Source organism: Haloferax sp. Atlit-10N, from assembly GCF_003586325.1.
In the GTDB taxonomy this organism is placed as follows: domain Archaea; phylum Halobacteriota; class Halobacteria; order Halobacteriales; family Haloferacaceae; genus Haloferax; species Haloferax prahovense.
Map to the genome: position 1 here is coordinate 1 of NZ_PSYX01000137.1, position 480 is coordinate 480.

The window sequence follows — 480 nt, forward strand, 5'->3', positions numbered from 1 at the left end:
GCGCAGAACTCGAAGCGCTCCGACTGGCGCTGTTGAACATCACCGGAACGACCGACGAACACGCGAAGCGACACGCCGAAGCCGAACTCGAAGACTACCTCGGCGACGCCGACCCCGGCCCGATTCAGGCGCTCGCGAACGCGACCACGCTCGACGAGGCCCAGCGACATCTCGACGCCGCGCTCGTCGACCTCGAATCGGAGGCGACGCGAATCGACGACGACGACCCGCAGGCCGGCTACCTCCGCGGCCGACTCGTCGCCGTCCGCGACGCCGAACGGTCGCTTCGCCGTCTCCGCGAGGGCACGGACGCGCTGCTCGACGACCTCGGAGAGGCCCACCACACGCTTCACGACGCCTTCCCCGTCGAGGACTGAACCGATGCCATCGGCTCCACTCTCGGCCCGCCGCGACCTCGGTGAAGTCGACCCCGCGAGCAGTCGCCACAACTGGACGCGCTCGGCGGTCGCCGCGACCGAC

At 70.2% G+C, this 480-nt stretch carries 1 protein-coding gene; it reads left to right on the forward strand.

The features are described 5' to 3' along the window. Positions 1 to 377: DUF3209 family protein (locus C5B91_RS21550; protein ID WP_119713048.1), on the forward strand; the 377-nt coding region annotated here is incomplete at its 5' end. Positions 378 to 480 lie beyond the last annotated feature (103 nt).